The organism is Pseudomonas mohnii (assembly GCF_900105115.1).
GTDB lineage: Bacteria > Pseudomonadota > Gammaproteobacteria > Pseudomonadales > Pseudomonadaceae > Aquipseudomonas > Aquipseudomonas mohnii.
Map to the genome: position 1 here is coordinate 5817750 of NZ_FNRV01000001.1, position 25827 is coordinate 5843576.

At 61.8% G+C, this 25827-nt stretch carries 27 protein-coding genes; 8 read left to right on the top strand and 19 right to left on the bottom strand.

The window, feature by feature from the left end; genetic code table 11:
• The first annotated feature begins 275 nt into the window (after window positions 1-275).
• The gene (locus tag BLV61_RS27220; protein ID WP_090468625.1) at window positions 276-1376 is read left to right on the top strand and encodes a polyamine ABC transporter substrate-binding protein; all 1101 of its coding nucleotides are present in this window, start codon (window positions 276-278) and stop codon (window positions 1374-1376) included.
• Between the two features lie 86 nt (window positions 1377-1462).
• Here the strand turns inward: BLV61_RS27220 and BLV61_RS27225 are convergent, their stop codons facing one another.
• On the bottom strand, window positions 1463-2281 hold the full coding sequence (locus BLV61_RS27225; RefSeq protein WP_047527943.1) for a hypothetical protein: 819 nt from the start codon (window positions 2279-2281) through the stop codon (window positions 1463-1465).
• An 84-nt stretch (window positions 2282-2365) separates the two neighbouring features.
• Complete coding sequence (locus BLV61_RS27230) at window positions 2366-2644, bottom strand: Rho-binding antiterminator (RefSeq protein WP_090468626.1); 279 nt, start codon at window positions 2642-2644, stop codon at window positions 2366-2368.
• A 246-nt stretch (window positions 2645-2890) separates the two neighbouring features.
• Here BLV61_RS27230 and BLV61_RS27235 point away from each other — a divergent pair, with 246 nt between their 5' ends.
• Window positions 2891-4111 (top strand): helix-turn-helix domain-containing protein, encoded by a 1221-nt coding sequence (locus tag BLV61_RS27235; RefSeq protein ID WP_090468628.1) that lies wholly within the window; start codon window positions 2891-2893, stop codon window positions 4109-4111.
• Window positions 4112-4146: 35 nt separating this feature from the next.
• A complete protein-coding gene (locus BLV61_RS27240; protein WP_090468630.1) occupies window positions 4147-4779 on the top strand; it encodes a Vgb family protein in 633 nt (210 codons plus the stop codon).
• A 236-nt stretch (window positions 4780-5015) separates the two neighbouring features.
• Here BLV61_RS27240 and BLV61_RS27245 read toward each other — a convergent pair whose 3' ends face one another.
• Entirely contained in the window at window positions 5016-5288 is a 273-nt protein-coding gene (locus BLV61_RS27245; protein WP_090468632.1) for a hypothetical protein, read from the bottom strand.
• Between the two features lie 394 nt (window positions 5289-5682).
• On the opposite strand from BLV61_RS27245, the gene BLV61_RS31895 reads away from it, so the two are divergent.
• On the top strand, window positions 5683-5811 hold the full coding sequence (locus BLV61_RS31895) for a hypothetical protein (RefSeq protein ID WP_279627448.1): 129 nt from the start codon (window positions 5683-5685) through the stop codon (window positions 5809-5811).
• A gap of 207 nt (window positions 5812-6018) precedes the next feature.
• Here BLV61_RS31895 and BLV61_RS27250 read toward each other — a convergent pair whose 3' ends face one another.
• The 4 genes from BLV61_RS27250 to BLV61_RS31690 form a co-directional block, all read right to left on the bottom strand.
• Entirely contained in the window at window positions 6019-6480 is a 462-nt protein-coding gene (locus BLV61_RS27250) for a hypothetical protein (protein WP_090468634.1), read from the bottom strand.
• Window positions 6481-6554: 74 nt separating this feature from the next.
• A complete protein-coding gene (locus BLV61_RS27255; RefSeq protein WP_090468636.1) occupies window positions 6555-7415 on the bottom strand; it encodes a CAP domain-containing protein in 861 nt (286 codons plus the stop codon).
• Between the two features lie 270 nt (window positions 7416-7685).
• Window positions 7686-8474, bottom strand: a complete 789-nt coding sequence (locus BLV61_RS27260; protein ID WP_090468638.1) for an alpha/beta hydrolase — start codon at window positions 8472-8474, stop codon at window positions 7686-7688.
• Window positions 8461-8697 carry a hypothetical protein gene (locus BLV61_RS31690; RefSeq protein ID WP_244160003.1) on the bottom strand — a complete coding sequence of 79 codons (237 nt, stop codon included), beginning with the start codon at window positions 8695-8697 and terminating at the stop codon, window positions 8461-8463. The genes BLV61_RS27260 and BLV61_RS31690 overlap by 14 nt, the downstream gene beginning before the upstream one ends.
• On the opposite strand from BLV61_RS31690, the gene BLV61_RS27265 reads away from it, so the two are divergent.
• From BLV61_RS27265 to BLV61_RS27275, 3 genes are all read left to right on the top strand, one after another.
• On the top strand, window positions 8696-9514 hold the full coding sequence (locus tag BLV61_RS27265) for an aldo/keto reductase (protein ID WP_425272109.1): 819 nt from the start codon (window positions 8696-8698) through the stop codon (window positions 9512-9514). The two genes, BLV61_RS31690 and BLV61_RS27265, sit on opposite strands and share 2 nt — an antisense overlap.
• A 119-nt stretch (window positions 9515-9633) precedes the next feature.
• Window positions 9634-10287: a peroxiredoxin gene (locus BLV61_RS27270; RefSeq protein WP_047527956.1), complete on the top strand. Its 654-nt coding sequence runs from the start codon at window positions 9634-9636 to the stop codon at window positions 10285-10287.
• Window positions 10288-10430: 143 nt separating this feature from the next.
• Window positions 10431-10796, top strand: a complete 366-nt coding sequence (locus BLV61_RS27275; protein ID WP_047538467.1) for a hypothetical protein — start codon at window positions 10431-10433, stop codon at window positions 10794-10796.
• Window positions 10797-10817: 21 nt separating this feature from the next.
• On the opposite strand, the gene yghX is transcribed toward BLV61_RS27275, so the two are convergent.
• The 6 genes from yghX to BLV61_RS27305 form a co-directional block, all read right to left on the bottom strand.
• A complete protein-coding gene (yghX, locus tag BLV61_RS27280) occupies window positions 10818-11702 on the bottom strand; it encodes a YghX family hydrolase (RefSeq protein ID WP_090468647.1) in 885 nt (294 codons plus the stop codon).
• Between the two features lie 219 nt (window positions 11703-11921).
• Window positions 11922-12323: a heme-binding protein gene (locus BLV61_RS27285; protein ID WP_090468649.1), complete on the bottom strand. Its 402-nt coding sequence runs from the start codon at window positions 12321-12323 to the stop codon at window positions 11922-11924.
• Window positions 12324-12341: 18 nt separating this feature from the next.
• A complete protein-coding gene (gene glcF / locus BLV61_RS27290) occupies window positions 12342-13559 on the bottom strand; it encodes a glycolate oxidase subunit GlcF (RefSeq protein WP_090468651.1) in 1218 nt (405 codons plus the stop codon).
• 3 nt (window positions 13560-13562) lie between these two features.
• Window positions 13563-14627, bottom strand: a complete 1065-nt coding sequence (gene glcE / locus BLV61_RS27295) for a glycolate oxidase subunit GlcE (RefSeq protein WP_047527960.1) — start codon at window positions 14625-14627, stop codon at window positions 13563-13565.
• Entirely contained in the window at window positions 14627-16126 is a 1500-nt protein-coding gene (glcD, locus tag BLV61_RS27300; RefSeq protein WP_090468653.1) for a glycolate oxidase subunit GlcD, read from the bottom strand. Before glcD ends, glcE begins: the two co-directional genes overlap by 1 nt.
• A 79-nt stretch (window positions 16127-16205) precedes the next feature.
• Window positions 16206-17969: an L-lactate permease gene (locus BLV61_RS27305; RefSeq protein ID WP_090468655.1), complete on the bottom strand. Its 1764-nt coding sequence runs from the start codon at window positions 17967-17969 to the stop codon at window positions 16206-16208.
• A 180-nt stretch (window positions 17970-18149) separates the two neighbouring features.
• Here BLV61_RS27305 and BLV61_RS27310 point away from each other — a divergent pair, with 180 nt between their 5' ends.
• On the top strand, window positions 18150-18386 hold the full coding sequence (locus BLV61_RS27310) for a hypothetical protein (protein WP_047527965.1): 237 nt from the start codon (window positions 18150-18152) through the stop codon (window positions 18384-18386).
• Window positions 18387-18482: 96 nt separating this feature from the next.
• Here BLV61_RS27310 and BLV61_RS27315 read toward each other — a convergent pair whose 3' ends face one another.
• The 6 genes from BLV61_RS27315 to BLV61_RS27340 all read right to left on the bottom strand — a co-directional run bounded on the left by BLV61_RS27315 (window position 18483) and on the right by BLV61_RS27340 (window position 25565).
• Window positions 18483-20015, bottom strand: coding sequence for an APC family permease (locus BLV61_RS27315; protein ID WP_047527967.1), 1533 nt, complete (start codon window positions 20013-20015; stop codon window positions 18483-18485).
• Window positions 20016-20119: 104 nt separating this feature from the next.
• Entirely contained in the window at window positions 20120-21160 is a 1041-nt protein-coding gene (locus tag BLV61_RS27320; RefSeq protein WP_047527969.1) for a heme-dependent oxidative N-demethylase family protein, read from the bottom strand.
• Window positions 21161-21179: 19 nt separating this feature from the next.
• Window positions 21180-22148 (bottom strand): PDR/VanB family oxidoreductase, encoded by a 969-nt coding sequence (locus BLV61_RS27325; protein ID WP_090468657.1) that lies wholly within the window; start codon window positions 22146-22148, stop codon window positions 21180-21182.
• Complete coding sequence (locus tag BLV61_RS27330; RefSeq protein ID WP_047527973.1) at window positions 22145-22747, bottom strand: dimethylamine monooxygenase subunit DmmA family protein; 603 nt, start codon at window positions 22745-22747, stop codon at window positions 22145-22147. The genes BLV61_RS27325 and BLV61_RS27330 overlap by 4 nt, the downstream gene beginning before the upstream one ends.
• Before the next feature lie 269 nt (window positions 22748-23016).
• Complete coding sequence (locus BLV61_RS27335) at window positions 23017-24441, bottom strand: sigma-54 interaction domain-containing protein (RefSeq protein ID WP_047527974.1); 1425 nt, start codon at window positions 24439-24441, stop codon at window positions 23017-23019.
• Window positions 24438-25565, bottom strand: a complete 1128-nt coding sequence (locus BLV61_RS27340) for a PAS domain-containing protein (protein ID WP_047527975.1) — start codon at window positions 25563-25565, stop codon at window positions 24438-24440. The genes BLV61_RS27335 and BLV61_RS27340 overlap by 4 nt, the downstream gene beginning before the upstream one ends.
• Window positions 25566-25827 lie beyond the last annotated feature (262 nt).

Sequence of the window (25827 nt, forward strand, 5' to 3'; positions counted from 1 at the left end):
CCGAATCGGTCTGGCGTTTTTTTTGCCCGCGACAAAACCCTCCTCTGACGATCCTTCGTTTCCCTGCGGCCACCGATAATGGCCATTACGATCCCCTTTTGGCCAATGCCACGCTATGAAGCGTCCAGCCTGTCAGCAAGAATCGGAGCCAGGCTGCCGACCCGGCGCCCCTCGAATCCATAACCAGAATCTTTGATCTTCCTTGCCCTTGGCTATTTGCGGGCCACTGCCGTCTCAAAACATAAAAACCAGAGCTGACATTGGGGAACTGATCCATGGACACTATGAAACGCATTTTGGGCGCCACGGTTTGTGGGCTGACGTTGCTGGCCAGCGCCGTGCACGCCGAACAGCGCGAGTTGAGGGTGTACAACTGGGCGGACTACATCCTGCCGTCCGTGCCCAAGGACTTCGCCGACAAGTCTGGCATCAAAGTGACCTGGGACACCTTCGACACCAACGAGTCCCTGGAAGCCAAGCTGCTGACCGGCAACTCCGGGTACGACCTGGTGGTACCGTCGAACCAGTTCATCGAAACCCAGATCAAGGCCGGGGTGTTCCAGAAGCTGGACAAGTCCAAACTGCCCAATTGGAGCCATCAGGACCCGGCATTGCTCAAGCTGTTGGACAAGAACGACCCCGGCAACCAGTACGGCGTGCCCTACATGTACGGCACCGTGCTGATTGGTTTCAACCCGGCCAAGGTCAAGGCCGCGTTGGGTGAGAACGCGCCTGTGGACAGCTGGGATCTGGTGTTCAAGCCCGAGAACATGAAAAAACTCAAATCCTGCGGCGTGGCGATGCTCGACTCGCCGTCGGAAATCCTGCCCCTGGCCCTGCATTACCTGGGGCTGGACCCGAACAGCCAGAACCCGGACGACTACGATAAAGCCAAGGCCCTCATGTTGAAGATCCGGCCTTACGTCACCTACTTCAACTCCGCCAAGTACATGACCGACATCGCCAACGGCGACATTTGCGTGGCCATCGGTTACTCCGGCAGCTTCTATCAGTTCGGCAATCGCGCCAAGGAGGCGGGCAACGGCGTGGTCGTCGATTGGCGCTTGCCGAAGGAGGGCGCGCCGATCTGGTTCGATACCTTCGCCATTCCTAAAAGTGCGAAGAACGTCGAGGAAGCCCACGAATTTCTCAACACCTTGCTGGAGCCGAAAGTCATCGCGCCCATCAGTGACTTCCTCGGTTATCCGAACGCCAACAAAGATTCGATTGCCCTGATCAACAAGGACATCACCGGCAACCCCAACCTGACGCCCACCCCCGAAGCCCTGAAAACCTTGTATGTCGTGCAGCCGTTGCCGCAAAAGCTTGAACGGGTGCGCACTCGGGTCTGGACCAGCATCAAGTCGGACAAGTAGCCGAGCCACGGTGGGAGCGAGCCGGCGCGCTCCCACATTTACCTGCCGGCGTGGGGCGTTCGAGTCAGGTGACGTGTGGTGTGTGTTCAGCGCGGAAACAGCAAGGTCACCGCCGCGCGAAAGCCCCAGCCTTGAGCCCCGTCTTCCGGACTGTCGAGCCAATAACGTGGCCCGGCCTGGATCGTCAGTGGCTGGCCGCCGATTCTCAGCAGTTGAGTGACGGTCAAGTTGATCGGTACCGACCACTGCCGGGTTTGCCAGTCGTAGGTCGATTCGGTGTTCACCCCGAACGTGGTGTAGGTGTGGGTGGTGTAAGAAAGGAAGGGCTGGAGGAAGGTCTGGTTGACCTTGTCCTTGTTATCCGGCGGACTGTCTTCCAGGCCCCAGATATGGTTGGCGAGAATGCCACGGGTCCAGCCATTCGACTGTTTGAGCGCGACGGCTGTCGGCCCGAGGCCCCATTGCTTGCTGCTCAGCAGCTTGTCGCTACCGGTGGGAATCAGCAGCGCAGGCCCTACACCGAGTATCCAGCCGCTGTCGGTGGGTTTCTTCGGCGAAAAGAAAAAGCTCTGGGTCACATCACCGATACCCGACTGGTCGGCCGCGCCATTGGGTGCCAGGCCATGCTGGTCGATGACGGGCAGGATCGTGCGCGAGATCAGGTTCCAGTCATCATTCAGACTGAAGGGCAGCACCGGCTGAATATTGGTGACACTGTGCATGCCATCGCCCGTCGGGCCCAGCTTCTGATCCCAGTTGTATTGCACGGGAAGGCTGTACATGGCCGCGACCGGGTTGAGTGCCTTTTTGGCCAGCTCTGCCGAATCGTCTGCCAGGCTCAAGCCGCTATGCGTCGAGGCCACCAAGGTCCAGAACAGCGTGAGTTGTACTCGTGACATATTCATTCCTTGTTGGCAATTTTCCGGGAGCCTGGCACAAGCCTTTTTGGCCGCCTGAAGCCACCGCCTGTCGCTTGCGGCGATTCAACTCTAGAACGTGCAGACGGCTTCGGAAAACACCACTCGTCCGAACTGCGCGTTGGCATCGAGGGGGGTGATGGCCAGCAGTTGATCCAGGCGAATCTCCTGTTGACCGTCATCCGTCTCGAGGAGGATGAACTCTTCCTTCTCGCTCGAGGTGCGCGTGGTCAGCGCCTTGGCCACCAGGCGTGCGCCGTCTTTCAACTCGATATCCAGTCGATAGCCACGCATGCAGGCGATTTCCAGATAGTCATAGAGGTCGCAACTCATGGGCTGGTATTCATTCATGTCGATTCTCCTGGCGACGCTGCGGTTGGATTGAGCATAGACAGGGCGAGTCAGTCTTGTCTCGGCCGGCGGTATCATCGGTACAAGTACCAAAAAGCCTGCCTGGTAAAGAGTGCCCGGCAAGACAAACCGACACCGGCTCAAGGTTTTCCCTGTACCTGAGCAGGGGCGCTGTGGTGAGCGGTCGTGAAATAGACTCAACGCGGGTCTTCTGAACGCAGGAGTGACACGCGTGGCAGGATTGCAATGGATTCGCTGATCACCGCCGCGGCGCAGGCGCTGGCGGCGGGCGACCCGCTCGGCGCGCTGGACCGGGTGGCGTTGCGCGAGGATGCACCGGCGCTGGCACTGCGGGGTATCGCCATGGCGCAACTGGGCGATCTGCTGCGGGCCAAGGCACTGGTACGCAGGGCAGCGCGGGCCTTCGGGCCGAAAGAGGCCGTAGCGCGGGCGCGTTGCGTGGTCGCTGAAGCCGAAATTGCACTGGCCTCGCGGGAGCTTGGCTGGCCGGTGAAGGCGCTCGACGCCGCGCGGGTCGCACTGATGTCCCACGGCGACGCCATCAACGCCGCCCATGCGCGTTATCTGCAGATCCGCCGCTTGCTGTTGATCGGGCAGCTCGATGAGGCGCAGGCGCTGCTCGCCGATCTCGATTCGGTGACCCTGCCTCCCGCGTTGCGGGCCAACCATGAACTGGTGGTGGCGGGGATTGCGATGCGGTGCCTGCAATCCCAAGCGGCACGGGCGGCGCTCGTCAGGGCCGAACTCGCCGCGCGCCAGTCCGGCATTGCGGCGCTGTGCGCTGAAGTCGACAGTGCGGCACGGATGCTCGACAGCCCGGCCGCACGCCTGATCTGCCAGGGCGAAACACGACCCCTGTTGCTCGACGAAGTGCAAGCGCTGCTCGCCTCGACATCGCTGGTGATCGACGGCTGCCGCTCTGTCGTGCGCGGTGCGGGCATGTCGGTGTCGCTGGCCACGCGTCCGATCCTCTTCACCCTGGTGCGAACCCTCGCCGAAGCTTGGCCGGCAGACGTGTCGCGGGAAACGCTGATCGCCAAGACCTTTCGCCTGAAGCTCAGCGATGAATCCCACCGCGCCCGTTTGCGCGTGGAAATCGGGCGCCTGCGCGCGGCACTCAAACCCCTGGCCAGCGTGATCGCCAGCAAACGGGGATTTGCCCTGGTCACCCGGGTTTCTACCGATGTGGTGCTGCTGATGCCACCGGTCGAAGCGCGCCATGCCGCGGTGTTCGCCTTGCTCGCCGACGGTGAGTCCTGGTCGAGCTCGGCCCTGGCCCTGGCGCTGGGCAACAGTCAGCGCAGCGTGCAAAGGGCACTCGACACCCTGGCGACGGCGGGGAAGGTGCAGTCGTTTGGTCACGGCCGGGCACGGCGCTGGGTGACTGCGCCGGTGCCCGGTTTCGCGACGACCTTGTTACTCCCCGGTCCGCTGCCCGGTGGCTAGGATGAACGCCACAACCCCTAGCGAGGAACACCTTCATGAAACAGTCAGCCGCCGAAATTCTCCGTGAATATGGTCCTTTTGCCGATGTCGACAAGGTGCACGGCCTGACCTGGGACGGTCAGCAGGTATGGTTTGCCAGCGGAGAAAAAATCAACGCCCTGGATCCCGACACCGGCAAGACCCTGCGCTCGATCGACGTCGCCGCCCATGCCGGCACCGCCTTCGATGGTCAGCACCTGTTCCAGATTGCCGAGGACCGCATCCAGAAAATCGACCCGCGTACCGGCCGGATACTCGGCACCATCCCGGCCCCCGGTGGCGGCAACGATTCAGGCCTGACCTGGGCCGAAGGCACGTTGTGGGTGGGGCAGTATCAGGCGCGGAAAATCCATCAGATCGACCCTGAGACCGGGGCGATTCTGCGCACCATCGAATCCAACCGGTTTGTCACCGGCGTGACCTGGGTTGAAGGCGACCTGTGGCACGGCACCTGGGAAGCCGAAGAGAGCGAACTGCGCCGCGTCGATCCACACTCGGGCGAAGTCCTCGAAAGCCTGAAGATGCCGGCCGGTATCGGCGTGTCGGGGCTTGAGTCCGATGGTGGCGCGCGGTTTTTCTGCGGCGGTGGCACGAGCGGGAAGGTGAGGGTGGTACGACGGCCTTCATGATGGTCGAGTCTGCGCCGGGTCAGGGCAATTGTGGGTGTGAGTCGGCTATTTCGTACCAACTCGCCTTCGAGACGACACCGTAAAGGGGACGAATTTATTTATTGCCTTTACCCAAAAAACAAATCTTTCTCTGAGAAAAAAACTCGATTTTTCGTACGATAAATCGAAGAAGTGAGGCTGTTAGGCTTTTGTATGAGCCATATAAAACGGGCGACCTACAGGTCGCCCGTTTTCATTCACTTCGCAGCCTGCGCCCTCAACCGCCGACCGATCACATCCATCAAATCACAACCGTCACGCAACGGTATGGCGAGCAATTTTGAGAAGTCGGATAGTACGACTGTGTCGCAGCCGATTTCTGCGCGAAAGGCGATGTTCTCCAGCACTTGGGTGACAGTGCGAATACGGTAATCCGCCATTGCTTGAAGGACATCTAATGGCGCTTGGGTGTCGATGAGCAGTGCTGCCGGGATCAAGTCGATTCCGGTAAGGGGCATGTATCTATCCATAGGTGAAACCTCGTTTAGTTTGCTGAGACTGCCAGCAGATCGTCGCCAAACGAAATGGGGTGGCAGTTGTACGCAGGTTGGCGAACCGGAAACGAGTAACCGGCAGACCCGAAGGTCTCCCGCGCACAACTGCCATAAAAAGCAGTTTTGCGGATGCGGCGGCGCCTGCAAATAAGCAGATAGCTCTCGCACTCGTTAGTCAGGTCGCCAAACCCGGTCGCCATGTGGACGACGGGGCGGACTATAAGCTTCATCGTTCCAACGTGGCAAGGTGGCTGATTCCGAGGTTGGCGTAGGAGCTTTACTGTGCGCAGCGTTGAGTGAATTTGCTGGGCTGGCGTAGTCGATATCGCAATCTATAGCTTTGCCTTGGCCTGCGATTCATCGATGGCGGATGGAACACGCCGAAGTGAACGACGAGCAGGTGCTGGTGCTGTACCAGGCCAACGTCAACAATCGCCTGGCCAGCAACGGTGCCCTGATCCAGGGCAGCGAGCAGCGGGTCAGCAGTCGACAGCCTTGAAGCCGCCTTCTCGGGAAAAACCTCCTACAGGTGCGTGTAATGCCTGTAGGAGTCACGCATGGCAGCGTCCTGAGGGTTATATGGCCTTGTAATTGACTCCCTCATCTTCAACGTGACCGTGTCGACTCCTTACATTGCTCAATGCTTTCGCTTACTTCCAGAATGACAACCGTTAGCCGAGCCGCCGGCCAAGCGGGCTCATTCGATTCAATGCACTTGATCGCTGGCTGAATTCCCTTGGCTAAAAATGACTTCGTGGTCTTTCGTGATTGTTTGCTTAAGGTTCTGACCAGTGACACCCAACAGTTGGCCGTCTTGTAAATAGGTAACTTCGACGTGGCCACCGCCAAGGAAATCCATGCGATAAATGCGTGTCTCATTCACAGTCCGCATTTCAAATGACTCGATCTCGGACAAATCCCGGATACCTACCGATTTGGCGACAAGATTTTCGATGGATATATCACCATCAATCATGCTTATCGTCACCCCGTCCGGACGAGTAACCCTTACACCACCCTCAATTCTTTCCACGAAGTTTCCATAAGAATGGGCTTCAATAAAATTGCCGTCGTGGTCTAACTGAATAATGCTTTCACCCTCCAACTTTGGCTCTGACGGGGCTGAATCAAAGGCTATCGTCACATCGTCTTTTTTATCTTCACTCATTGTGCTGACATCAGCGTCTCGGCGCAGGAACTATCAAAACATTCCTTCGCCCCGAGGGAGAGCCATCAGGGGCTTCAGGGCGTCCCAAACACCATCGTCCAGTAAACCCCCTCGTCACTGCGCGCGTCCGTGGCATAGGCCGCGCCGACCTGGGTGAACATCGGGTTCATCAGGTTGGCGCAATGCCCGGGACTGGCCAGCCAGCCGGCCATGGCTTTGCTCGGTGAGCCTTGGCCGGCGGCGATGTTTTCGCCAATCTGCCGGCCACGGTAACCCGCAGCCCTGGCCCGGTCAGCGGGCATGTCGCCATCGGGGTCCTGATGGGCGAAGTAGTTACCGTAGGCCATGGCCTTGCTATGGCCTTGCGCCGCCGCGCCAAGGCTGGCATTCCACGACAGTGGCCGTGCGGCGGCAAAGCGCTGGCGCCCGCAGAGGCGTGGTTTTGCGCGGGCGGCATTGACCTGCGCGAGCAAGGCTTTGCTGACCGATCGCGTATCGTTCAACTGACGGTCCAGCACGGGTTGCGCCATGACCACTTGCCATTCGCTGCGGCTGCGACTCACACCGATGTCGGCGTACTGGCTGTCCAGCAGCGCCGAGCAATGCTCGCTCTGAAACAGATCGAACGCCTCTTCGGCATCCTGCGCACCGACCACACGGATGGAGCGCACGGCCACCGCTTGATAGCCATTGGATTTCAACCGGTCGCGCAAGCCACCGCCGTAGCCCACGGGCAGGGCCAGGCTGGATTTCAGCGCCAGTGGCGACAGGCGTTGAGCTGGACGTCGCTCACAGCGCTGGGGGTGGGCTCGATAATCGTTGATCGCTTCCACCAATTCTCGCTCGGCACTGGCGTGGGCGGGATTGGCGATCAGGGGAAGCAAGGTAAACAGGCACAGCGAAGAAAAGCGCAAGACAAGGGCGGTTTGGCGCATGGTGCGGACAGCTCTGATGAGATGACAACGATGAGGGGTGGATTTGGCGCCGCTCTAAGACTGGCGCCCCGGGACTTGGTTCACGGGGCGGGCGGGCATTTTGGCGGATGGGGAGGAGCATCCGACGGACGTAGCGGATGTTGTTTTTTTGCCTGTACGGGGCTCAGACGGCCTGGGTGTCAGGGTTCGGTAGCGGCCAAACGATGGAACACGCAGTCATGCGCGACGATGTCCTGGTCGCCGGATCAACGGTCGTTAAACCTTCGGTCACTACAAACCATCCCCCAACGCCTTCAGATACTCCGGGCTGTCGCTGATCGAGTTGTGTCCCGTGCCTGCAATCACCTGCAGCGAAGCCACGCCCCGGGCGAAATGGCTGTACAGCAGCCGCGTGCTTGAGCCTGGCACCACTTCGTCATGCTCGGCCGCGATCAGCCGCGTCGGCACCGTGATGCGTGCGGCATAACGCCAGGACTCGAATTTGTCCTTGAGCAGCCACTTCACCGGAAACCAGTGGAACTGCCGGGCGGCGAGGCCCTCAAGGCTGTTGTAAGGCGTGATCAACACCAAGCGTGCCGCCGGGCGTTGGCTGGCCAGGCGCACGGCCACCCCCGAACCGAGACTGCGCCCGACCACCGCGACATGCCCATGAGTGGCCTGCACGGTGTCGAACAAGGCCAGGGCGTCGCGGGCAATGGCCTCTTCCGAGGGCGAGCCAGTGCTGCCGCCGTAGCCTCGGTAGTGCAGCAAATACAGGGCGTAGTCGGGGAAGGCCTGGCTGAACTCTGGCAGGTTGCGCGAAACGTCCTCGGCATTGCCACCGAAATAGATCAGCGCATTGGGGCCGTCGTGGGGCCTGACGGAAACCTGGAGCTGCGCGTCGTCGACGGGCAACGTGAGCAATGTCTCGCTGGTCCCGATAGCGCGGGGTTGCGGGTAGTAGATCAGCGCGCGCTGAAACACATACAGCGCCCCGCAGAGCGTCAGATACAAGGCGGCCAGGACGACGATAAGCAGCATCAGGTTGCGTGACATTCGACTAACGTTAGTGGACGGCATTGATGGCTCGGGGGTGAACACGGCTACGCTGGATCGCTGCCAGAGTGTAGTCAATCGCCAGCGGGGCACGCCGGCCGTTTGCCGAGGTCATGCTCATGCAGCATCCAGAGGGGTTCACCCGCAGGAAACTACTCACGCTGGCTGCCGGTGCCTCGGCGGTCTTCACGTTCGGCCCGGCCGCCGCGCCATCAGCGCCGTCGACCGCAACAGGAGGCAAGACCATGCAGACCCGCGCCATTCCGTCCAGCGCCGAACCATTGCCTATCGTTGGGTTGGGCACTTATCGCGGCTTTGACGTGGCCCCCGCCGATGCCGCCTACAAGCAATTGCCCGCGGTGCTGCGCGCGCTGTTCGAGAAGGGCGGGACGCTGATCGACAGCTCGCCGATGTACGGTCGTGCGGAGCAGACGACCGGTGAATTGCTGTCGATCCACAAGCCACGGTCCCCGGCATTTCTGGCGACCAAGGTGTGGACCCGTGGCCGCGAAGAGGGCATTGCGCAGATGGAGCGGTCGTTTACGTTATTGCAGACCGATTGCATCGACCTGATGCAAATTCACAACCTGCTGGATTGGCAAATTCACTTGCCGACGTTGCGGCACTGGAAGGAACAAGGGCGTATTCGTTACATCGGTATCACCCATTACACCCCGTCGGCGTATGACGAAGTGGAGGCCGTTCTGAATACCGAGCCACTGGATTTCTTGCAGATCAACTACGCGCTGGGCGATCGCGGCGTCGAGAAGCGCATCTTGCCGTTGTGTCGCGAACGGGGCGTGGCGGTGATCTGCAATCGGCCGTTCGGTGGCGGGGGCCTGCTCGAGCGTCTCAAAGGCAGACCGTTGCCTGGCTGGGCCGCCCAAGTCGGGGCCAAGAGCTGGCCGCAACTGGCGCTGAAATTCGTGCTGTCCCATTCGGCAGTGACCTGCGTCATCCCCGGTACCGGCAACCCGCGCTACATGGCGGAAAATGCCGGAGCCGGTTTTGGTCCGATGCTCACCGATGCGCAGCGTTATCTGTTGATAGCACTGGTGGAGTAGCGGGCGGCGCCCCCTGGAAGCTCTCCTATACTGTTCGCGTCAACCGTCTTCCCCATGCCGTTGGAACCGCAGTCGGCCCTCTTACGGCTTCTCCATCCAACACTGCAAGGAGTTCGAAAATGTCCATCCGCATTGGCGACGAAGCACCGGATTTCACCGCCGAAACCACCGAAGGCACGATCAACTTCCACCAATGGATTGGCAATGGCTGGGCCATCCTGTTTTCCCATCCGAAGGATTTCACCCCTGTCTGCACCACCGAGCTGGGTTACCTGGCCAAGCTCAAGCCGGAATTCGACAAGCGCAACACCAAGGTCATCGGACTGAGCATCGACCCGGTCAGCGACCACAACAAGTGGGTCGGTGATATCGAGGAAACCCAGGGCACTGCCGTCAACTATCCGCTGATCGGTGACGATAACCTGGTGGTGGCCAAGCTCTACGACATGATCCACCCGAACGCCAGTGGCGGTTCGCGCACAGCGGTGGACAACGCCACGGTGCGGTCAGTGTTCATTGTCGGCCCGGACAAGAAGGTCAAGGCCATGCTGATCTACCCGATGAGCGCCGGGCGCAATTTCGACGAAGTGCTGCGCCTGCTCGACTCGCTGCAACTCAATGCCAAACACACCGTGGCCACCCCGGTGAACTGGCGTCCGGGTGAAGACGTGATCATCCCGACATCGGTCTCCGACGAGGATGCGAAGAAGAAATACCCCGACGGTTTCAAAACCCTGAAGCCGTATCTGCGCACCGTGGCGCAACCGAAGTAGCCGTCTCAACAGAACGGTCACCCCGAAGCAGGTCTTCGGGGTGAGCGATGGTCGGTAGGAACTTCCCCAGTACGATCTTCAGAAATCCGCTATCCGGTCGATACAGCGTCAAGGACATGAGCTTTTTCGAAGGGAGCGTGAAGATGAGCTGTCTGCGTATTTCTATCGCAATGGGGCTGCTGGTCAGCCTGAGTGGAACCTGTTTCGCCTCGCCAGGCGTTATCGCTTTGCGTGGCGCCATTGTTGAGGCGCCTTGCCCGGTTTCGACGTCGGCTGAAGGGTTCGCCTTCCACGGCTGTCCTGCCAGGGCCACCGGCCAGGACGGCAGTACACGCAAGGTGCCGCCGCTACAGTCAGTGCGCTCAATCGACGGTTCGACCGCCCAGGTCAAGCTGATCCGCGAAAGCAGGGAAGAGGGCGGCTCGCTCCGTCAGCAGTACGCCTTGGTGGACGGCAAAGGCCGGGCGCTGACCTCGGGCAATTACGTGGTGACCTTGACTTACCCGTAATCCTTATCGCTGCGACAACGCCTAGACCAGATAGCGGCGAAACCACCCCAGTGTGCGTTCCCAGGCCAGTTTGGCCGCCGCTTCGTCGTAACGCGGCGTGGAATCGTTGTGGAAGCCATGATTGCAGCCGGGGTAGATGAAGGCTTCATAGGTCTTGCCGGCGGCTTTCAAGGCCTTTTCGTAGGCAGGCCAGCCTTCGTTGATGCGCGTATCCAGTTCACCGTAGTGCAGCATCACCGGGGCCTTGATCCGCACGACATCTTTGGGTTCCGGTTGTCGGCCATAAAACGACACCGCAGCGCCCAGTTCCGGGTAGGCCACCGCCGCGGCATTGGCCACACCACCGCCGTAACAGAAGCCGGTAATGCCGACTTTGCCGCTGTCGGCCTGGTTCATCAGCCACTCGACGGCGGCGAAAAAGTCATTCATGAGCTTTTCCGGATCGACCGTTGCCTGTAGTTCGCGGCCCTTGTCGTCGTTGCCGGGATAGCCGCCGACCGAGCTCAAGCCATCCGGGGCAAGCGCAATGAAACCGGCCTTGGCCAGCCGTCGCGCAACATCCTCGATATAAGGATTGAGCCCGCGGTTCTCATGCACCACCACCACGCTTCCAGCCTTGCCGGCGTTTTTCGTCGGGCGCACCCGATAGCCTCGCACCTGGCCATGGCCTTTGGGCGAGGGGTAGGTGATGTATTCGGCAAGGATGTCCGGATCGGTGAACTCGACCTGCTCGGCAAGGGCGTAATCGGGGCTCAAGGACGCCAGCAGCGCGCTGGCGGTCAAACCACCCAGGGTGAACAACGCGGCCCGGTCGAGAAACTCACGGCGATTGATCAGGCCGTGGGCGTAGTAGTCATAGAGCTCCAGCAATGGCGGGGCAAAGTCTTTCGCGGTGAGACGGGTCATCGGTGCGCTTCCTATTCGACGGGTTGAACGCGATCCCGGTGGGGCCTGCTGGCGGGAACGAACTTAATGAGGCGGAAAACATGGCCATGGCAGGCGACGCGAACCCTGTGGGAGCGGGCTTGCCCGCGATAGCGGTATGTCTGATACGTGGATGCCGGATTTGCCACCATCATCGCGGGCAAGCCCGCTCCCACAATGTGCGCGGCGAAGGTAGCGTGTTCATTTCAGGCACTGCGCCCCGACCTTCGCCACTTGTGCATCCTGCTCGGCCTTGACCCCGGACACCCCGACCGCGCCAATCACCTGGCCATCGACGATGATCGGCACGCCGCCTTCCAGGGACGTCAGCAAGGGCGCCGACAGAAAGGCATGGCGCCCGCCGTTGACCATGTCTTCATAGCCCTTGGATTCGCGCCGGCCCAAGGCCGAGGTGCGGGCCTTTTCGGTGGCGATGTAGGCGCTGATGGGCGAGGCGCCATCAAGGCGTTCGAGGGCCAGCGGATGACCGCCGTCATCGACCACGGCAATGGTCACCGGCCACTGGTTGTTCTGCGCCTCCTGCCGGGCGGCGGCGAGGATCTGGCCGACTTCGGCCTGACTCAGCACGGCTTTGCTTTTCATGGGGTTCTCCAGGGCTCGTTAAGGAAGGGCGGCTTCGACCAGTTCGATCCAGTGCCGGACCGGGGTTCGACCGGCGCCATCAAGGTGCGACTGACAGCCGATATTGGCGGTGACGATCACCTCGGGATAGCCGCTTTCCAGTGCGTTCATCTTGTTGTCGCGCAGTTGCCGCGCCAGTTCCGGTTGGGTCAGCGAGTACGTGCCCGCCGAGCCGCAGCACAAGTGGCCGTCGGGCACGGTCGTCAAATTGAAACCCAGGCGTGTCAGCAGCGCTTCCACCGCACCGCCGAGTTTTTGCGCGTGCTGCAACGTGCACGGGCAATGGAACGCCAGGCGCTGGGCACTGTGTATGCCGAGTTGCTCAAGGGGTTCGTCACGCAACACTTCGATCAGGTCCTTGGCCAGCGCGCTGACGGTTCTGGCCTTCTCGGCATAGGCCGGGTCGCTGCGCAGCAGATGGCCATAGTCCTTGATGAAGGCGCCGCAGCCGCTGGCGGTTTGCACGATGGCCTCGGCGCCTTTTTCGATGCTCGGCCACCAGGCGTCGATGTTGTGGCGGGCGCGATCCAGACCCGCGGCCTGAGCGTCCAGGTGATAGTCCACGGCACCGCAGCACCCGGCCTCGCGGCTCGGCGTGATGCTGATCCCCAATCGATCCAGGACCCGCGCGGCGGCCGCGTTGGTGTTGGGCGCAAGACCCGGCTGTACGCAGCCTTCGAGCATCAGCACCTGCCGGGCATGGCGGGTGGTGGGGCGCGCTTTGCCTGGCGGCGCGCTGCGCGGCAGCTTGCTTTGCAGTGTGCCGGGCAGCAGCGCGCGAAACACCTGGCCGCTGCTGACCAGTCCCTTGAACAGCTCCGGATGCGGCACCAGCGTGCGCAAACCTTCGCGCAGCAAGCGCTGGCCGACCGGGCGCGGCACCGCCGCGTCGACCACCGCGCGGCCGATGTCCAGCAGGTTGTGGTAGTCGACGCCGGACGGGCAGGTGGTTTCGCAGTTGCGGCATGACAGGCAACGGTCCAGGTGTTGTTGGGTCTTTTGCGTGACCTCGTTGCCCTCCAGCACCTGTTTGATCAGGTAGATGCGCCCCCGTGGACCATCCAGTTCATCGCCAAGCAGTTGATAGGTCGGGCAGGTGGCATTGCAGAAGCCGCAGTGCACGCAGGTGCGCAGGATACTGTCGGCTTCCTCGGCACGGGGCAGTTGGCGGGCGCTGTCGCTCAATGTGGTCTGCATGGCTCAAAGCTCCGCATACAGGCGACCGGGGTTGAAGACGCCCCGGGGATCGAGTTGCTGCTTCAGGCTCTGATGCAGGCGCATCAGTGCAGAGGGCAGCGGCTGGAACGGGCTGTCGGTGAGCCCGTGGCTGTAGCAGGTGACGTGGCCGTCGACCTCATCGACGACCTGGCGAATGAACGCCGCTTCGGCGTCGGACTTGAGCCAGCGCTGGGCGCCGCCCCAGTCGATCAACTGACGGCCGGGCAACGACAGTTTTGGCGTGTTGTTTGGCAGCGACAGGCGCCACAGGGGCTGGTCTTCGTCGAAGAAACTCAAGCGCTGCTCATTGAGGTCGGCCCAGTAAGAGGCGTCCAGCAACTCCCCGCCCAAGCGGTCGTGGGCCGCCGCCACCGAACCTTCACCGCCCTCGAGTCGCAAGTGCAGGCACCGGCCGTCATGGCACGCGGCACTGATCGGCAAGGGTTGCTGGCCCCATTCAGCCAGGCGCAACAGGGCGCGTTCGCTGTCCATTTCCAGGCTGATGCTCAAGGCTTGCCGGGGTTTTGGCAGGACCTTGAGCGAGACTTCGGTGATCACCCCCAGGGTGCCGTAGCTACCGGTCATCAGGCGCGACAGGTCGTAACCGGCGACGTTTTTCATGACTTCGCCGCCAAAGCGCAAATGCTTGCCGTGGCCGGTGATCACCCGGGTGCCGAGCACGAAATCCCTGACCGATCCCGACCAGGGCCGACGCGGCCCCGACAGGCCACAGGCAATCATGCCGCCCACGGTGGCGCCATCGCCCAAGGCGGGCGGTTCGCACGCCAGCATCTGTTGCGCGGCGTCCAGTGCTTGCGACAGCTCCGCCAACGGCGTGCCGCAACGAGCCGTGATCACCAGTTCGGTCGGGTCGTAACTGACGATGCCCCGATGCGAGCGGGTGTCGAGTATTTCACCCGCGGTCACCCGTCCCAGGAACCCCTTGCTGTTGGAGCCCTGGATGCGCAGGGGCGTAGCGTTTTGCAGCGCCTGATTGACCTGCTCCAGCAGCAGGCTGCTGTCGTCGCAATCGCCAGTGCCGTGCATCAGAAACGCTCCAGGTCAGGGAAGGGCAGTTGCCCGCCATGCACGTGCATGGCGCCGAACTCGGCGCAGCGGTGCAGGGTCGGAATATTCTTGCCGGGGTTGAGCAGGCCGCTGGGGTCGAACGCCGCCTTGATTGCGTGAAACAGGGTCAGTTCATCACTGTTGAATTGCGCGCACATCTGATTGATTTTTTCGCGGCCGACACCGTGTTCCCCGGTGATGCTGCCGCCGACCTTCACGCACAGTTCCAGAATCCTGCCACCCAGTGCCTCGGCGCGGTCGAGTTCGCCCGGTTGATTGGCGTCGAACAGGATCAGCGGATGCATGTTGCCGTCGCCTGCATGAAACACGTTGGCCACCCGCAGGCCGTATTCCGCCGACAGCGCGGCGATGGCGTGCAACACGCCGGGCAACGCGCGGCGCGGAATCGTGCCGTCCATGCAGTAGTAATCCGGCGACAGACGGCCGACCGCCGGGAAGGCGTTCTTGCGCCCGGCCCAGAAACGCACGCGTTCGGCTTCGTCCCTGGCCTGGCGGACTTCGGTGGCACCGGCTTGTTCCAGCACTTGGCGTACGCGCAGGCAGTCGTCATGGACATCGGCCTCAACGCCGTCGAGTTCGCACAGCAGGATGGCCTGGGCGTCGACCGGGTAGCCGGCGTGGATAAAATCCTCGGCGGCGCGGATGGCCAGGTTGTCCATCATTTCCAGGCCACCGGGAATGATGCCGGCGGCAATGATGTCGCCGACGGCGTGGCCGGCTTTCTCAACGGAATCGAAGGCCGCCAGCAGCACTTTCGCGGTTTGTGGTTTGGGCAGCAGTTTGACCGTGACTTCGGTGATCACCCCGAGCATGCCTTCGGAGCCGGTGAACAAGGCCAGCAGATCAAGGCCGGGCGAGTCCAGGGCGTTCGAGCCCAGGCTCAGGTATTCGCCGTCGACGGTAAGGATGTCGACCTTCAGCACGTTGTGCACGGTCAGGCCGTACTTCAGGCAATGCACGCCGCCTGCGTTTTCGGCAACGTTACCGCCAATGGAACAGGCGATTTGCGAGGAAGGGTCCGGCGCGTAGTACAGGCCGTAGGGGGCGGCGGCCTGGGAAATGGCCAGGTTGCGCACGCCGGGCTGGACCCGCGCGGTGCGCGCGGCGGGGTCGATGTGCAGGATCTGATTGAAGCGCGCCATCACCAGCAGCACACCTTTTTCCAGCGGCAGCGCCCCACCGGACAAACCGGTGCCGGCACCGCGGGCGACTACCGGCACCTGACGCTCATGACACAGGCGCAGCACGCCCTGGACCTGCGCAATGTCACGGGGCAACACCACCAGCATCGGCGTCGTACGGTAGGCCGAGAGCCCGTCGCACTCGTACGGCTTGAGTTCTTCCTGCTGATGCAGCACTTCCAGGCCCGGCCACTGCGTGTGCAACGCCTGCAACAACCCGGCCTTGTCCACGTCCGGCAGCACGCCATCGACGCGTTCATCGTAGAGAATGTTCATAGTCGCTTTACGATACTCCCTTCGTGAAAAGCCCGGACGATTGCCCGGGCATTTCGAGGCTGGCCAGGGCCTTGGGCGATCAATGGCCGCCCACCACCATATGGCTGAACGGCGCCACATAAGCCTGCAATGTCACCAGCCCGCCGACCAGGATCGCCAGGACGATCGAGTGGAAGAACACGTAACGCAGGATTTCCCCTTCATGGCCGTACCAGCGGGTGGCGGTGGAGGCGACCACGATCGACTGGGCATCGACCATCTTGCCCATGACCCCGCCGGAGCTGTTGGCGGCGGCCATCAATACCGGGCTGAGCCCCAGTTGCTCGGACGTGACCCGTTGCAAGCCGCCGAACAGCACGTTGGAGGCGGTGTCCGAGCCGGTCAGGGCGACGCCGAGCCAGCCGAGCAGGGTGCCGAACATCGGGTAGAAAATCCCCGTCGCCGCGAACGCCAGCCCCATGGTCGCGTCCAGGCCCGAATAGCGCGTGAGAAAGCCGAGGGCGAGCATGGCCGTGATGGTGATCAGCGAATAGCGCACCACCCACAACGTTCGCAGGTACTGGCTGATCAACTGCGGGATGGAGTAACCCATCAGCAATCCGCCGAGAATCGCCGCGAGCAGGATGCCGCTGCCGGTGGCGGTGAACCAGGTGAACTTGTACACCGCGTCCTCGGTTTTCGGTGCCGGTACCACCGGCGGCACCTTCTCGATCTGCTGGTGGATGGTGGTAAAGGTCAGGACCGGCGCGAACAGCGGATTGGCTTCAGACAACGGTTTGCCCTGGGGGTCGAGCTTGGCCGAATGGGTGGCCGGATCGATCGCCGGGCGCGTGTCGAACATATTCTTGAAGCCCTGGGTGCCCCAGGCGAAAACGAAGAGGGTCAGGATGATCCACGGCATCCATGCGCGCATCACCGCAGGCTTGGCATCGCTGGCAAAGGTCGCGGTCGGCTCGGGTTTGGTCTCGTGTTCGGTATCGATTTTCGAGTTGTCGACCCGTCCGGAAAGGGCGGCTGAGGTATGCACCGTGGCCGGTTTCCAGACCTTGAGGAAACCGGTCAGGCAGGCCATGGAAATCAGCGCGGCGATCACATCCACCAGCATGGGCCCGTGATAGTTGGACACCAGGAACTGCGGCACGGCAAAGGTGACCCCGGCCACCAAGATCGCCGGCCAGATTTCCAGCATCTTGCGCCAACCGGCGAAGGCCCAGATCAGCCAGAACGGCACGATCACCGAGAAGAACGGCAGTTGCCGGCCGACCATCATCGACAGCTCCATTTCATCCAGCCCGGTGACTTTGGCCAGGGTGATGATCGGCGTGCCCAGGGCGCCGAAAGCCACCGGCGCGGTGTTGGCGATCAGCGCCAGACCGGAGGCCGCCAGCGGTGAGAAGCCCAGGCCGATCAGAATCGCCCCGGTCACCGCCACGGGCGTACCGAAACCGGCCGCCCCCTCGAAGAACGCGCCGAAGCAGAAGGCGATCAGCAACAGTTGCAGGCGGCGGTCGTCGGTGATTCTCGCCAGGGAATCCTGCAGCACTTTGAACGAGCCGTTTTCGGTGGTCAGCCGGTGCAGGAAGATGATGTTCAGCACGATCCAGCCAATCGGCAGCAAACCATTGGCGGCACCGTACAACGCGGCCGACCCGGCCATGTTGGCGGGCATGCCAAAGGCGAAGATCGCGATCAGCAAGGCGGAGGTGAGGGCGAGCAGCGCCGCCAGGTGCGCCTTGACGTGAAAAAACGCCAGGGAGGCCAGCATCACCACCACCGGCACGGCCGCCATGAGGGTCGAAAGCACCGGGTTATTGAACGGATCGTAGACTTGCTGCCAGACCATGTTCCACCTCTGCTTTTTATTGTTGGAAGTGCAGACCCCTGAGGGGAGGTGGCTTTCAGTATAGGAGGCATTACGCCGCTGTCAGGGGGGAGCCTCCGGTCCTGTGGATCAGCGCTATTTGGCGTGGCTGAGCTAGCATGGCGGATAGGGTCCACATCCAGTACGGAGAGGAATGCCGCAATGACTGAGCGCCATCTGATTCACAAGGAAACGCTGTCGAATGGATGCAGCATCGAGGTCAAGGCCGAAATCCTCAGGGACGGCTCGCTGGGGATGTTCATCGGTGTTTACCGGCCGGACGGCACGGTCATTGAAGAGAACCCTGATCCCAAGCCGCACATGCTGGACATGGAAGCGGCGATGGATTGGGGCATCGATATTGCCAAGGGCATCGGCAACAGTCAGAGGACGTTGTAGAGGTGGGTGCCGCACCATTGCGCAGGGCACAAAACCCGTAGGAGCTGGCAAGCCAGCTCCTGCAGGTCGGTTACAGGTCGTAGAGGGTCGGTGGGCTCAAGGCTGTTGCAGCGTTGCGCCGGCCACTCCCGTCGCTTTGGCCTTGGGTTTGGAGAACTTCCACGCGTCACCCGCCGGCGCCGTGCCCTTGTCATAAGGTTTGCCCAGCAGCATGTAGACCAGCCCGGCGCCCATCACCACCAGCGTGGTCAGGATCATCGAGTAGTTGATGTACCACGCGGCATCGGGCGAGCGCGGCCAGACCATGTTGACGATGGCGCACACGCCGTAGACCAGCGCAGCCAGGTTCACCCACAAGCCCCAGGCGCCGAGGGTGAATTGACCGTTCGGACGCCAGCCCTTGGCCCTGGCGATCAACGCGGCGACCACGATCAACTGGAAGGCCACGTAGATACCAATCGCGGCGAAGCCGACGATGGTGGCCACGGCATCGGCCATGAACATGCCCAGGCAGACAATCGCTGCCGGCACCAGGCCGCTGACCAGCAGGGCGAACGAAGGCACATGGTTGGCCGACAGGCGCTTGAACAGCGAACTGCCGACGATCATTTCGTCGCGGGCGTAGGCGAACAACAGCCGACTGGCCGCCGCTTGCAGGCTCAGCACGCAGGAAATGAACGACACCATGACCACGGCCATGACCAGGCGGGAACCGACCGGGCCGAAGGCATTGGCCAGGATGGTGGCGACCGGGTCGGTGTCTTCACCGGCCAGGACCTTGGCCATGTCCGGCACCGAGAGGATCAGCGCCAGGCAGGCAAACATCGCCGCTGCACCACCGATGTAGATGGTCATGCGCATGGCTTTGGGAATGCGCTTGCCCGGGTTCGGCGTTTCTTCGGCGACATCGCCGCAGGCCTCGAAACCGTAGTACTGGAACAGGCCGGCCAACGACGCCGCCAGGAACGCCGGCAGGTACGAGCCATTCACCTCGAGGTTGAAGGTGTTGAACAGCACGCTGAGCGGCTGGTGACGTTCGAAGATCAGCAGGTAGCCGCCGACCAGAATCGCGCCGACCAACTCGCACAGAAAGCCGAACATCGCCACCCGCGCCAACAGTTTGGTGCCCACCAGATTCAGCGCCGTGGAGAGCAGGATGATCGCCAGGGCGATGAGGATGTTGGACTCGGGACCGGGCTTGAAGCCGAGCATGATCGCCAGATAAGGCCCGGCACCCACCGCGACCCCGGCGATGGTCGCGCACAAGGCCCAGGCATACACCCAGCCGACCATCCACGCCCAGCGCTTGCCCACCAGCCGGCGGGCCCAAGGGTACACGCCGCCGGAAATCGGGAATTGCGATACCACTTCACCGAAGATCAGGCACACCAGCATCTGCCCGGCGCCGATCAACAAGTAAGACCAGAACATTGGCGGGCCGCCGGCGGCCAGGCACAAACCGAACAGGGTATAGACGCCGACGACCGGCGACAGGTAAGTAAAGCCCAGGGAGAAGTTCTCCCACAGGCTCATGCTGCGATTGAAATCCGAACTGTAGCCGAGGGCGCGGAGCTGTTCCGCATCCTGGTCGTCGCTGACGCTTGCACGCGCGTTAGGTGAGCCACTCATGTTATTTCCTCATTATCAATGGCAGTGATTGGGTTCTGACCTTTGTTTCGCCACGGCTCCCTTGCAGGAGCTCGCTCCTGCAAGGGATAAAGGCGTTATTTTTCTTAAGCCTGCTTTGTCACTTCGCTGTCGCGCCCGTCGTCGTATTGCGACAACCACTGCACCGCCGCATCGCGATAACGGCTGAAGCCCTTGTAGTCGACCAGTTGCTGATCCAGGTCGCGCAGCACCCGGTGCATGCGCCGGGCCCAGGCCGGGTTGGTGGCGATGTCTTCGAGGCTGAGCAGGTAGGTGCGGATCGGGAAGACGATGGCGTTGCTGCGCGGCAGGCGATGCAGCGGTTGCAACTCAATGCGCAGGTAAACCAGTTTGCCGGCATTTTCCGCGGTCACGATGGTCCGGTCCGGTGCCCATTCCGGCAGGCTTTCGGCCGAGACCTCGAGGCGCGGGTTGACCGTCAGCGACCAGTTCAGACGCCGCACCGGATGCCCGGTGCGCAGGCGCAGCAGGAACTTCAGCGCACGGTCGAGCATGCCGATTTCTTTCACCAGCGGCACCGGGCCGTGGAATTCTTCCCAGCTCATGCCGAGGTTGAATCGCAGCGAATAATCGGCGCGCTGGGTGGCGATGCCCGCTCCCCAGTACAGTGTGCCGTCGCGCTCCTCTTGCAACACCCAGTCGCCCTGGGCCTGGCGGGTCACGTACTCCATCGGCTCGTAGGGCAGGGTGGCCGGGTCACCGAAAGTGAAGCGGTCGTCAATGTCCAGCAACCGGTTGGTCCAGTGCCACTGGCGGCCTTCACGCTCCAGGCTGAAGTACTGCGGGTAGTCCCGGGCGTAGGATTCCATGATCAGTTCGAGCAAATCCCATTGCGCCTCCATCATGTGCGGCGCCGAGACATAGTGCATGCCCGGGTCTTTCTCCAGGGTGATCGCCCGGTCGCGGCATTCGCTGATGTAATGCTCATCGATATCGAACGCGGCGCGGAAGGCACCGTCTCCCACCGAGACATGGGGCTCGAGGTTCATCGAGTACATGTAATTGTCATCGGGAAACGGGAAGGGCGCGCGGGCGATGCATTCCGGGCTGTTGGCGAAGGTGTAGTCGTCGCGGTAGGTTTCGTCGGGATTGAATGGGATGTTCATTGTTTTTTTTCTCCGTCGATCAGAGGTCGATGACCAGGCGATTGCATTTGGCGCGGGACACGCAGGGCATGATTTTCTTGCCGCTGGTTTTGTCCTCGTCGGACAGCCAGTCATCGGTGTGCAGCAGCTCGCCGTCGAGCTCCAGCACCTCGGTTTCGCAGTGGCCACAGGCGCCGCCACGGCACAGGTAAGGCATGCTGTAACCGGCGGCTTCCACGGCTTCGAGCATGGTCTGGTCGGGCGAGACCTCGATGGTCGCGCCACTGCGGCCCAGGGTGAAACTGAAGGCTTCGCCGCCGCTGCTTTGCTCCAGGAAACGTTCGAAGTGCACGTGGCTGTCGGTCCAGCCCAATTCGCGGGCGCAGGCCAGGGTGGCATCGATCATGCTGTCCGGGCCGCAGGCGTACACGTGACTGCCGAGCGGGCGATCGGCCAGGACCCGGCCGATGTCCATGCGCGCTTCGATGCCCTTGCGATACAGGTGAACCTTGTCGCCGTAGGTCGCCTGCAGCTCTTTGCCAATCTGCGCATGTTCTTCGCCGCGCACCGCGTAGTGCAGCTCGAACGGCACCTTGCTCAGGCGCAACTCCTCCAGTTGGGAAATCACCGGGGTGATGCCGACGCCGCCAGCGATGAACAGATGCAAGCGTGCCTGTTTGATCAGCGGAAACAGATTGACCGGCGGCGTGACTTCGATCAGATCGCCTTCATTGACGCTGTCGTGCAGGGCCACCGAGCCGCCGCGACCGCTTTCCACGCGACGTACGGCAATCTGGTAGCTGCTGGTGTCGTAGGGCGAACTCAGCAGCGAGTAAGGGTTGCGCAAGGTGTTGCGGTCGTTGGCGATCAGCACCACCACATGGCTGCCACCGGAGAACGCCGGCAAGTGCTCGCCGGTCGGTGAGACCAGGGTGAAGCGCTTGATTTCCGGGGTCACCGATTCGATTCGGGCCACGCGCAGATTCAAAGTCCCAGTGTTCTGGCTCATGTGTCGAGCTCCTCGGCGGGCGGCAGTTCGCCCGGTACTTCGGCATCGGCCTTGACCGCTTGAAACGCTGCCAGCCGGCGGGAATAGTGATCGCGCACCACCAGCGTCAGGCCGCAACCGGGGCAGTCGTAGACACGTTGGGTGACGTTTTCGGTATAGGTGTCGCAGTGCACGCACCAGACCCGGCGCACCAGCGTGCCGGAATGTTCGCGCAGCACTTCATCGCGGTTGAGGTCGTAACGGGTGGCCACTTGCATGGCGCTGCCCAGAAAACTTTCGGACCCGGCGAGGTACAGACGGGTGCCCATTCGCGCATCGAAGAGCAGGTCGTTCAGGTCATCGATCAACGCCTGGTTGCTGGCGTACAGCTTCAATTGATGGCCTGGATGCTCCTGCAGTTGGGCGACAAAGTCCTGCCCGGAAAAGGACTCGCGGGAATACAGCAAGGTGATGGGCCGGTCCAGGCCGGCCATTTCGTCGAGCAGGCGCAACATGGCGCGCCCGCCACTGCCTTGCCCCGCAATGATGTGCCGCGTACCGCCCGGCAGCGGTTGCAACTGGTCATAGACCGGTCGGCTTTTGATCCCGGTGATCAGCATTCTTGTTTTTTCTCCTGACTATCGGCTCGGCTGATGAAAGCCGGCTGTGATGCAAAGCCCAACGACGGTGGGTTGCGATAGCAGGAGCACAGGGCGTGCCAGATATTCAAGTTATTGAAATTAAAGGGTTTTATTGTTTATTGAGGATGGCTTGGGGGTAAAAACAACGATGGGTGTAGGCATTTTTGCAGCATTCAGGCGGGAAGCCACATCACCCCTGTAGGCGCGAGCGTGCCCCCACAGGGTTGTGTGTTGAGGGAATCAAGACATCAGTCACGCTGCAATTTGCGAATCAACGTACCGATGTCGATGCCCAGATGCTGCGCCGCCTTGCGTTTGCTGCCGCACAGTTCCACCGCCTCGAGGATGACCTGGCGTTCGAACTGCTGGACCTGAAGTTTGAGGTTCTGCTCGGCGCTCTGATCGGTGGCGCCCTGAACGACGGAGGGTTTCAGTCGTTGCGCTTGCAGCAGCTCCGCGGGCAAATGATGCTCTTGCGCCTCGTCGTCGGCGAGAACCGCCAGGCGTTCGAAGATGTTGACCAGTTCACGAATATTGCCCGGGAAGTCATAGCTCATCAGCCGCTTGCGGCAACCGGCCGACAGGCTCAGGGAAGGCTCTCGATCACCGTTGATGCGGCTGAGCAGGATGTCGATGAGAAACGGCAGGTCATCGCGATGCTGGCGCAGTGGCGGGATTTCCACCGGCAGCACGGCCAGGCGATAGTAAAGATCGGCACGAAATTCACCGGTGCTCACCAGGTGGCGCAGATCCTTGTTGGTGGCCGCGATCACTTGCACTTGCACGGTTTTGCTCAGGGGCGAGCCGACCGATTGAATGGTGCTGTCTTCGAGAAACTTCAGCAACTTGGCCTGTACATGCAAGGGGATCTCGCCGATCTCATCGAGGAACAGCGTCCCCCCGGAGGCCGCCTCGATGTAGCCTTGCTTGCCGCCCTGCAGCGCACCGGTAAAAGCGCCACGCTCGTAGCCGAACATCTCCGACTCGAACAGGCTCTCGGGAATGCTCCCGCAGTTGACATGAATGAACGGTCGATCACCCCAGCCGGCCGCACGGTGAATGTGTCGGGCAATGGCTGTCTTGCCGACGCCGGGCTCGCCCAGGAGCAACAGTCGTGCGCGCCGGCGGAACGCGCGCACGCCGGTGTCGGCGATGCTCGACAGTTGAGGCGAGAGGTGCAGGGCGTTGTCCTGCGGGTCGCGCAGGCCTTGCGGTTCCGCCGGTCGATTGCCGAGTGATGCCCGCCGTTGCGGCTGGCTGCCGTCGAAGTCTTTCTGGGTCAGCATCCGGAACGGTTTTTCGTAGGCCCCGGTGGGGATGGCATGGGTGCTGCTGAGCAGCACCCGACCTTCCCGGGAACGGGTCAGGGCGCTGTTGCCTCCGCGATTGAGCGCGGCCAGCAAGTCGTCGTAATTCAGGGCCGAGCGCTGGAAGAAATCGCGCTCGGACAACCCGATGGCTTGCTGTTTCGACAACCGGTTGACCCGCTCGGCGGCGAGGTTGAGAAAGCGCACCCGACCTTCGCCGTCAGTGACGATCAGTGCTTCGCTGAAGCTGTCGAGCAAGGCGTGCAGTGCCGGGGTTTCCAGCAAGGCACCCAGCACTTCACTGCTGGCATTGACCGAAGATCGCATGCCCATCTGCAACGAGGGCGGCAGGTTCGAGTCGTTCATGGGTGCAAATCCTGGACGCGACGCCCCTGGCATTCGCGAAACACCGCCACCCGCCACGCCACGCCCTCACGGACCAGGATGCGCGAGCAGTGCACATTGAAATTCCGGTCGCGCCCATGCAAATCAGGTAGCGGCAGGCTGTGCCAGGTGCGTTCGGGCAAGGCCATGTCCAGCAGCAACTGTGCGATCCCGGCGCCATGAGTGATGCCGAACGTGTCTTCGAACGCCGCATTGCGCCATTGCGGCTGCAGGTGTTCATCGATCACCAACACGGCGTCGGGCACGGCATCGAACACCCGGCGCAACGCTTCGATGCGCTGCTCGGCGTCGTGCTGCATGCGCAATTCCTGGCTGACGTCGCGAATGCTGCCCCACATCCGCAGCAGTTGCCCGTTGATGATGGTTGCCCGCACATCGTTTTCGACGTAGGCCGGCGAGCCATCGTGGCGACGGTCCACCGAGAGGGCGCAGTCGACGCTGAACCCGGCCTCGATCAAACGCCGCACGAATGCTTCGTTGGCCGGGCTGCGCGGCCAGTACAGGCGGACGGGCTGCTGATTGAAATCGACATCCGACGGCATCTCGTAGACATCGGCCATGGCGCGGTTGCACAAGCGCCAGTGGGAGTCGTTTTCAAAGACCTGGCGGACAATTTCGTCCGGGGTATTGTTGATGTTCACCGCTTCGGCGAATTCGATGCACCAGTACGCCACCTTTGCGCTCTGCAGCATCTGGCTCATTACTTCGTTGGCGTTGTGCATTTCCCGCAGCCGGTGGCCCAGCGATCCGAGGGGGATTTTCACCAGGTGCAGGCGCGCAGGTTGCACGGTCCGCCATTCCAGCAGGCCACTGGCGATCACATGCAGCAGGCCGCCATTGTGGCGAATCAAGGTGAGCTCCAGGCTCGGGATGAGTTCGTCGGCAGGCGGGTTGGCGAACAGCGACTGCAAGGCACGCACCGACTCGACGCTGAAAATGCGTTCGATCGGTTGCGCCAGCAGTTCCTCCAGCGCATAGCCCAATTGATCGCTCAGGCTGGCGGACAGGTTGAGCAGTTGCCCGTCGGCGCTGACGGTGCTTGCGAGGGGCTGGGCTTTCTTGGCCAGCAAATTCAGGATATCCATTGATGGATCAGCTCGATATTGGCGTTTGAGTGTTTGGATACGGCACATTGCATGCCAATCGAAACGCTTATAAACATTGACGTTCACGAAGGCCTGTCTGGCTGAGCGCTGTGATAATGCAGCAGTTCATGCATATTTACAGCACTTTGCCGGGCCGGACACGCTATCCGATGAATGACCCTGTCGAGGCTGATCGCTGGAGCGGTGAGGGCGATAGCATTTTTCCCTCCAGCCAGGTGTTTCCCAGGATGAAATCGGTCTA